General features: G+C 73.8%; 8 protein-coding genes. 4 read left to right on the top strand and 4 right to left on the bottom strand.

The window, feature by feature from the left end; all coding sequences use genetic code 11:
• Positions 1-16: 16 nt before the first annotated feature.
• A complete protein-coding gene (locus CCL05_RS42210; RefSeq protein ID WP_086565813.1) occupies positions 17-424 on the bottom strand; it encodes an SRPBCC family protein in 408 nt (135 codons plus the stop codon).
• 114 nt (positions 425-538) lie between these two features.
• On the opposite strand from CCL05_RS42210, the gene CCL05_RS42215 reads away from it, so the two are divergent.
• Positions 539-943, top strand: a complete 405-nt coding sequence (locus tag CCL05_RS42215) for a VOC family protein (RefSeq protein WP_208641745.1) — start codon at positions 539-541, stop codon at positions 941-943.
• Here CCL05_RS42215 and CCL05_RS42220 read toward each other — a convergent pair.
• Together CCL05_RS42220 and CCL05_RS42225 are read right to left on the bottom strand one after the other, a co-directional pair.
• A complete protein-coding gene (locus tag CCL05_RS42220; RefSeq protein ID WP_086565815.1) occupies positions 923-1,612 on the bottom strand; it encodes a DUF6597 domain-containing transcriptional factor in 690 nt (229 codons plus the stop codon). The genes CCL05_RS42215 and CCL05_RS42220 overlap by 21 nt on opposite strands.
• Before the next feature lie 60 nt (positions 1,613-1,672).
• Positions 1,673-2,647 carry an AraC family transcriptional regulator gene (locus CCL05_RS42225; protein WP_086565816.1) on the bottom strand — a complete coding sequence of 325 codons (975 nt, stop codon included), beginning with the start codon at positions 2,645-2,647 and terminating at the stop codon, positions 1,673-1,675.
• 81 nt (positions 2,648-2,728) lie between these two features.
• Here CCL05_RS42225 and CCL05_RS42230 point away from each other — a divergent pair, with 81 nt between their 5' ends.
• On the top strand, positions 2,729-3,574 hold the full coding sequence (locus CCL05_RS42230; RefSeq protein ID WP_086565817.1) for a Rossmann-fold NAD(P)-binding domain-containing protein: 846 nt from the start codon (positions 2,729-2,731) through the stop codon (positions 3,572-3,574).
• Positions 3,575-3,940: 366 nt separating this feature from the next.
• On the opposite strand, the gene CCL05_RS42235 is transcribed toward CCL05_RS42230, so the two are convergent.
• On the bottom strand, positions 3,941-5,098 hold the full coding sequence (locus CCL05_RS42235; protein ID WP_086565818.1) for a YihY/virulence factor BrkB family protein: 1,158 nt from the start codon (positions 5,096-5,098) through the stop codon (positions 3,941-3,943).
• A 109-nt stretch (positions 5,099-5,207) separates the two neighbouring features.
• On the opposite strand from CCL05_RS42235, the gene CCL05_RS42240 reads away from it, so the two are divergent.
• Positions 5,208-6,842 (top strand): acyl-CoA dehydrogenase family protein, encoded by a 1,635-nt coding sequence (locus CCL05_RS42240; RefSeq protein ID WP_086565819.1) that lies wholly within the window; start codon positions 5,208-5,210, stop codon positions 6,840-6,842.
• 291 nt (positions 6,843-7,133) lie between these two features.
• On the top strand, positions 7,134-8,023 hold an 890-nt coding region (locus CCL05_RS42245; RefSeq protein WP_086565820.1), incomplete at its 3' end, for a GAF domain-containing protein.

Below are 8,023 nucleotides of genomic sequence, written 5' to 3' on the forward strand. Positions count from 1 at the left end.
TCTCCGAACAGCACACCTAGGCCCGTTCCATCAGCCGCTTGAGGGCGGTGAGGTCGGCGGTCACCGCCTCCGCGTCGCGGTGGAACTCCTCGTCGCTCATCCAGGGCTGCCGGCGCAGGGTGAACACCACCTCGCAGCCGGGGCCGTCGGCGAGCACCCGCATGGGATTGTGGACGGTCTCCCCCGAGGGCAGGGTGACGTCGTGGTCGAGCACGCCGAAGTCGTTCCTGGGCGTGAAGTCCACCACGACCCGCCCCATGGGCGACTCCCCCACCCACCGGCCGTCCACCAGCTCGATGGAACGGGCCAGGCCTGGAGCCCAGCCAGGGACGTTGACGGGATCCGAGACGTAGTCGTAGACCTCCTGTGCGGGTCGGTCGATGGAGATGCCGAGGTGTCGGGACTGCCGTGTCGTGGTCGTCATGGCGGCGACGTTACGGGCCTGCCCGGAGGGCCGTCTTGAACGGATCGGACACCCCGCCGACCGGTGTCCGATTCCTTCAAGACCGGGCGTCGCGGACCTGCCTACGGTGAGCCCATGACTGCACGATTCGATGCCATCGGCCTGGTCGTCTCCGACATGGCCGCCTCCGTCGCCTTCTACCGCCGGCTCGGGTTCGCCTTCCCCGAGGGCGCCGAGAACCAGCCGCACGCCGAGGCCGGACTGCCCGGCGGACTGCGGCTGATGCTCGACACCGAGGAGACGGTCCGCTCGTTCCGGCCCGAGTGGCGGCCCCCGGCGGACGGCGGCCGGACCTCGCTGGCCCTGCGCTGCGACGGGCCGCAGGAAGTGGACGCGCTGTACGCGGAGTTGGTGGGCGCCGGGTGCCACGGTGAGCTGAAGCCCTGGGACGCCTTCTGGGGGCAGCGGTACGCCGTCGTGCTCGACCCGGACGGCAACGGGGTGGACCTGTTCGCTCCACTAGCCGCGAGCGGCGAGTAGCTCCCCCAGCGGCAGGCCCGCCAACTCCCTGACGTCGCGGGCGAGATGGGCCTGGTCGGCGTAACCGGCCCGGGCGGCCGTGTCCGCGAAGGGCACGCCGTGCCGGGCCAGCGCGAGGGCGCGGCGCAGCCGCAGGATCCGGGCCAGGGTCTTGGGCCCGTAGCCGAAGGCGGTCAGCGAACGGCGGTGCAACTGGCGTGCCCCGAGGCCGAGTTCGTCGGCGATGGCGGCGACGGGCCGGCCCGCGCCGAGGGCGGTGACGACCTGCCGCAGCAGTGGATCCGGCGGATCGGCACCGGCTGCCTGCCGCAGGGCGAGGTCCTCCAGTCCGCTCACCGGGTCGGGGGCCGCGTTCACCCGTGCCGCCAGTCGCCGTACCTCCGGGGCCGGCCACAGATCCGCGAGCTCGACACGGCGGTCGCGCAGTTCGTGCGCCGGCACGCCGAGCAGGGCCGGGGCCGTGCCCGGGTAGAAGCGGACGCCGGCCCAGGTGCCGTCCTCGCCGTCCGTGAGGTACGCGTGCGTGTCGGGTCCGGCGACCAGCAGACGGCCCTCGTGCCACAGCAGGTCCATGCACCCGTCGGGCAGCACGCGCGCCGCCCCGTCCCGCTCCGGGGCATTCCTCCACACGACCGCTCCCGCCAGCCGTGACGCCCGCTCCACGTACACGTGAGCCAGGCTACGCCGCGGGCGGCGAGACTGCCGCGCGCGTCCCGGGCCGGGTTCCCCTTACGTCGCTGACCAGGGCACCGTCGCGTTCCCGGGCCCCCGCGCCACCCGCCCCCGGTACTCCACCGGGCTCACCCCGTACACCCGCTTGAACGCCGTCGACAAGGCGAACGCGCTGCCGTACCCCACCCGGCGGGCCACCGTGTCGAGCGTGTCCTCGGAGTCGCGCAGCCGGTCGGCGGCGAGGGCGAGGCGCCAGCCGGTGAGGTACGTCATCGGGGGCTCGCCGACCAGGGCGGTGAAGCGGCGGGCGAGTGCGGCGCGGGACACCCCGGCCTTGGCGGCGAGCGCGGCGACGGTCCACGGGTGGGCGGGGTCGTCCTGGAGCAGGCGCAGGACACCGCCGACGACCGGGTCGGCGAGGGCCCGGTACCAGGCGGGCGCCTCCGCCTCCGGGCGGGCGAACCACGCGCGCAGCGCGGCGATGACCAGCAGGTCCAGCAGACGGTCCAGGACGACCTCCTGGCCCGGCTCGTCCCGCACGATCTCCTCGGAGACGTACGGCGTGAGCGGGCAGTCCCACACGTCGGACGTGAGGGCGAGCAGCGGCGGCAGCGCGTCCAGCAGCCGGCCGCTGATCTCGCCCTGCATCGGGTACGTGCCGATCAGCATCACCGTGGCACCGTCGAGCCGGTCGCCCCAGGTGCGCACGCCCAGGTCCATGGAGCCGTTGAGGGGGCGTCCGTCGGGGTAGCGGCACTCCTGGCCGGGCAGGATCAGGGCCTGCGGTGCCGTGCCGGGGGCGTCCGCGCAGGTGTAAGGGTCCGGACCGCGGGCGATGGCCAGCTCCCCGGCCCGCAGCCGGATCCGCTCGCCCCGGTCGGGCAGGACCCAGGCCTCGCCGCGCGCGACGAGCATCACGGTGAGCGGCGCCCGGTCCTCCACGCGTACCGCCCACGGCGGGTCGAAGCACGCCCTGATCATGAACGCGCCCCGGGCACGCGGGCCCTCCAGCAACCCTGCGAGTACGTCCATGGGGTCAGCGTAGACGCGGCCGTATGGGAATGAGCCGTTCAGCGATGGTTCCGTGCGGCGTACGGCAGTTGACTCGACGGCATGACGAACACGACACGGGACACGCAGGGCGGGACGGTTGTGGTGACGGGCGCCTCGGGCCGGACGGGGAGCCGGGTGGCACGGGCTGCGGAGGCGGCCGGGTTCACGGTACGGGCGGCGTCGCGGGCGACCGGTTTCGACTGGTGGGACCGCTCGACCTGGGCGGACACCCTGCGCGGCGCCGACGCGGCGTACCTCGCCCACCCCTCGGACGTCGGCGCGCCGGGCGCCGCGGAAGCGGTCGGGGACCTCGCGCGGGAGGCGGTCGGGCTCGGGGTGCGGCGGCTGGTGCTGCTGTCCGGGCGCGGCGAGGACCAGGCCCTGCCCACCGAGGAGGCGCTGCACGGGTCCGGGGCGGACTGGACGGTCCTGCGGGCCGCGTGGTTCGCGCAGAACTTCAGCGAGGGGCCGCTGGTGGCGGAGCTGCGGGAGCGCGGGGAGCTGGTGTTCCCGGCCGGCGAGGTGCGCGAGCCGTTCCTCGACGTACGGGACATCGCGGACGTGACGGTGACCGCGTTGACGTCCGGCGACCGGTACGTGGGCCGGACGATCACCCTCTCCGGGCCGCGTCTGCTCACCTTCGGCGAGGCGGTGGCGGAGATCGCCGAGTCGACGGGCCGCCCGCTCACCTACCGGGCGGTGTCGACACAGGACTACGGCGAGAGGCTTCTCGGCTTCGGCCTGCCACCGCAGGAGGTCACGGCCCTGACCGACATCTTCGACACCCTCCTCGACGGCCGCAACGCACACGTCTCGGACGGCGTCCAGGAGGTGCTGGGCCGCGCGCCCAGGGACTTCACGGACTTCGTACGGGAGGAGACGGCGGCGGGAACGTGGAAGACCTGACGCCACCGAACCGCCGGCCGGGCCGTGCCTTTCCCGGGCGGGGCGCGGAGGTAGTCACAGTGCTCCGCCTGCCGGCGGGTGGCGCCGGCCGCCGGCAGGCCGGGACCCGGGCGCGACGACGGCCGCCCGTCGGACGACGCCCCCGGTCGCGGCCAGGCAGGACGCGAATGACGCGACGCCGACGGGCCGCCTGCCGGCGCGGGCCACGGCCAGGCCAGGACCCACACAGCGAGTGAGGGCCCGTCGCCTGCCGGCAGGCGATGCCGACCGTCGGCAGGCCGGACCCCGGGAGACATGACGACGGCGAGCCGCCCGCCGCACAGGCGCGTGCGTCCTGGACAGGACACAGGGCGGAGCGCGTGCCCGTTACGTGTCGGCGGGCGGTGGCGGCTGCTCCCCGTTGGAGTGGCCGGGGCCCTTCGTGTGGGTGCTCTTCACGTGGGTGCGCAGGCGGGCCGTGACGTCCTCCGGGGGGAGGAAGCGGGACCAGCGTTCGGGGAACTCGGAGGGCATGTCGGGGTCGGAGTCTTCCGCGGCGGCGGCGCGGGCGACGTACTCGGCGACCTGGGCCTGCCGCAGGCGTTCGTTGGCCTCGCGGGCCGCGGCCGTCGCGGCGGCAGGCCAGACCCGGTCGATCGCGGCGTTGACCGCGGCCCCGACGAGCACGGCGAACGCGGACACACCGATCCACAGCAGCACGGCGACGGGCGCGGCCAGGGAGCCGTAGATCGTCGGGCCCTCGACCGTGCTGGTCAGGTAGATCCGCAGCAGGAAGCTGCCGAGGACCCACATGCCGAGGGCGACGAGCGCGCCGGGCACGTCCTCGATCCACGGGGAGCGGACGGGGACGGACACGTGGTAGAGCGTGGTCAGGAAGGCGATCGACAGGAGGATGACGACCGGCCAGTAGAGGACCTGCACCACCGTCGTCGACCACGGCACGATCCGTACGACCGCGTCCGGCCCGGCCACCATCAACGGCAGCGCGACCGAGCCGATCAGCAGGGCGACGATGAACAGCGCGAAGGCCATCAGGCGGGTCTTGACGATGCCCCGGACGCCGTCGAGGCCGTACATGACGGTGATGGTGTCTATGAAGACGTTCACGGCACGGGAGCCGGACCACAGGGCGAACAGGAAGCCGATGGAGATGACGTCGGGCCTGCCGCCCTTTATCACGTCGTGCAGGATCGGCTCGGCGATCTGCCGCACGCCCCGGTCGGACAGCACCGTGCGGGCCGCCTCCAGAAGGTTGGCCTCGAGACTCTTGATCGTGTCGGCACCGGTCCAGGCATCGACGTAGCCGAGCAGTCCGATCATGCTCAGCAGCAGCGGCGGCACCGACAGCAGCGTGAAGAACGCGGCTTCCGCCGCCAGGCCCAGGATGCGGTACTCCATGCAGGAGTTGACGGTGTCCTTGAGCAACAGCCAGGCGGTCCTGCGCTTGGAGACGTTCCGGTAGAGAGCACGCGCCCGGTGGAGGCGCCCGGAGGGTGTGTCGGGGGTTTCACTTGCTGGCTGCACCCCCTAACGGTATCCGTCGTGCCTGACCGTACTCACGCACAGGTTGGTCTCCGGCGTCCGGCCCCGCCCCCTGGGTGACCGAGGTGCCGCCCCGGGGTACGTTCGCAGCATGGCTGGCAGCACCCACTCCGTGAACAACCAGGTCCCGCCGTTGGTCGGGTACGACGTCTTCTCGGCCGACCGGGCCCTCACGGCCGCGGTCGAACGGCACCTGGATCCCGGCCTGCGCGACGAGGTGCTCGGCGAGCTCTCGGCGCTCGGTCGGGCCTCCGGCTCGGCCCAGGTGCAGGAGTGGGGTGCGCAGGCCAACGAGAACCCGCCCCGGCTGCGCACCCACGACCGGTACGGCCACCGGATCGACGAGGTCGAGTTCCATCCGTCCTGGCACCGGCTGCTCGGCAAGGGCGTCTCGGCCGGTCTGACCGCGGCCTGGGACCGGCCGGCCGGGCATCTGCGGCGGGCCGCCGCCTTCCTGGTGTGGACGCAGGTCGAGGCCGGCAACGGCTGCCCGCTGTCGATGACGCACGCGGCGGTGCCCGCCCTGCGCACCGACCCGGACCTGGCCGCCGAGTGGGAGCCGCGGCTGACCTCCATGGTCTACGACCGCGGGTTCAGGCCCGCCCGCCTCAAGGCCGGGGCGCTGTTCGGGATGGGCATGACGGAGAAGCAGGGCGGCAGCGACGTACGGGCGGGCACGACCTCCGCGCGGCCGCTCGCCGAGGACGGGACGTACGAACTGACCGGGCACAAGTGGTTCTGCTCGGCGCCGATGTCCGACGGTTTCCTGGTGCTGGCGCAGGCTCCGGGCGGGCTCACCTGCTTCCTGGTGCCGCGGGTGCTGGCGGACGGCACGCGCAACGTGTTCCTGCTCCAGCGGCTCAAGGACAAGCTCGGCAACCGGTCGAACGCCTCGGCCGAGGTGGAGTTCGACGGGACCTGGGCGCGCCGGGTCGGCGAGGAGGGGCGCGGGGTGCGCACCATCATCGAGATGGTGGCGGCGACCCGGCTCGACTGTGTGCTGGGCTCGGCGGGGCTGATGCGGCAGGCCGTGGCGCAGGCGGTGCACCACTGCACGTACCGGGAGGCGTTCGGCGGGAAGCTCGCCGACAAGCCGCTGATGCGCAACGTCCTCGCCGATCTCGCCCTCGAGTCGGAGGCCGCGACGACGCTGGCGCTGCGGCTCGCGGCGGCCTACGACGACGGCGGCGAGCAGGAGCGGGCGCTGCTGCGGATCGCGGTGCCGGCGGCCAAGTACTGGGTGACCAAGCGGTGTCCGCCGGTGGCGGTGGAGGCGGCCGAGTGCCTGGGCGGCAACGGCTACGTCGAGGAGTCGGGCCTGCCCCGGCTGGTGCGCGAGTCGCCGCTCAACTCGATCTGGGAGGGCGCGGGCAACGTCCAGGCCCTCGACGTGCTGCGGGCGTTGCAGCGGGAGCCGGGGGCGCTCGACGCGTATCTGCGGGAGGTCGGGCAGGCGCGCGGCGCCGATCACCGGCTCGACGGGGCCATCAAGAACCTGCTGACCGAACTCGCCGATCTGGAGGGCGTGGAGGGCAGGGCGCGGCGGCTGGCGGAGCGGCTGGCGCTGGTGCTGCAGGGGTCGCTGCTGGTCCGTTTCGCGCCACCGCAGGTCGCCGACGCGTTCTGCGCGGCACGGCTGGGCGGCGACGGGGGCGCGGCGTTCGGGACGCTTCCGCACACGCTCGATCTGGCGTCGGTGGTGGAGCGGGCCCGGCCGGTGAGCTGATCCGGGCAGCCGAAGCGGGGGTGGTGCTGCGCCGACACGGCACCACCCCCGCCGCACTGGCCCGTTCGAGCCACTGAACGCCGCTCGGGACGGCGCCGCTCAAGTTTCGGACACGGCCGGGCTGTCCACCAGGGTTGCAAGGGGTTGCAACTTGCTGCTGACTGTGGGCGGAGTGTCCGCGCCCCTGCCGGGCAGACGGCACTATGAGACGGACAGTCAAAAGACTCCCGGCGGACAGTCGGTCACACCACTGCGACGGGTAGTCAGAAGACACCGGGGGGGCACACGCCTATGGACGTCACGCAGCTCGCCGCCGGGGACACCAAGCGTGCGGCCCGGGTGCTCAGCGAGGTCCGTTCCGCCCGGCTGGCCGGGCAGCCCGCGCCCGTGCCGCCGCGCCGGGTGATCGAGCAGTCCTGGGAGCGGATGCTGCGCAGCGGTGTGGATCCGGACCACGACGTCCGGGCGGATCTGCTGTCCCGTGAGGAGGTGCAGCGGCGGCGCGAGAGGTCGGCGCTGCGTCATGTGCTGCCGGTGCTGCGGGAGGGGCTGCTGGGGTTCGCGGACGTCGCCCACCACATCATGGTGGTCGCCGACGAGGAGGGCCGGGTGCTGTGGCGCGAGGGCAGCGCGCCGGTGCTGCGCAAGGCCGACGGGCTCGGCTTCGAACTGGGCGCGGACTGGCGTGAGGACGTCGTCGGGACGAACGGCCTGGGCACCCCGGCGGTGGTGCGCCGGCCCGTGCAGGTCTTCGCCTCCGAGCACTTCGTGCGCTCCCAGGCCGTCTGGACGTGTGCCGGCGCTCCGCTGACGGATCCGCGGGACGGCCGGCTGCTCGGCGTGGTGGACGTGAGCGGCCCGCTGGAGACGATGCATCCGGCCACGCTCGCCTGGGTCGACTCGGTGGCCAAACTCGCCGAGGCCCGGCTGCGGGAGAGGCACCTGGAGTCGCTGGAGGGGCTGCGCGCGGTGGCCGCGCCGGTGCTGGCCCGGCTCGACGGGCGCGCCCTGGTCGTCGACCGGGACGGCTGGACCGCCGCGGTCAGCCGGATGCCGTACACGCGGCGGGTGACCCTGCCCAAGTCCCTGGCGCCGGGTCCGCGGTGGGTGCCGGCGCTCGGGCTGTGCTCGGTGGAGCCGCTGGCCGGGGGCTGGCTGCTGCGGGCGGCCGCCGACGAACC

Origin of the sequence: Streptomyces africanus, from assembly GCF_002150735.1 — a bacterium.
Classification (GTDB): domain Bacteria; phylum Actinomycetota; class Actinomycetes; order Streptomycetales; family Streptomycetaceae; genus Streptomyces; species Streptomyces africanus.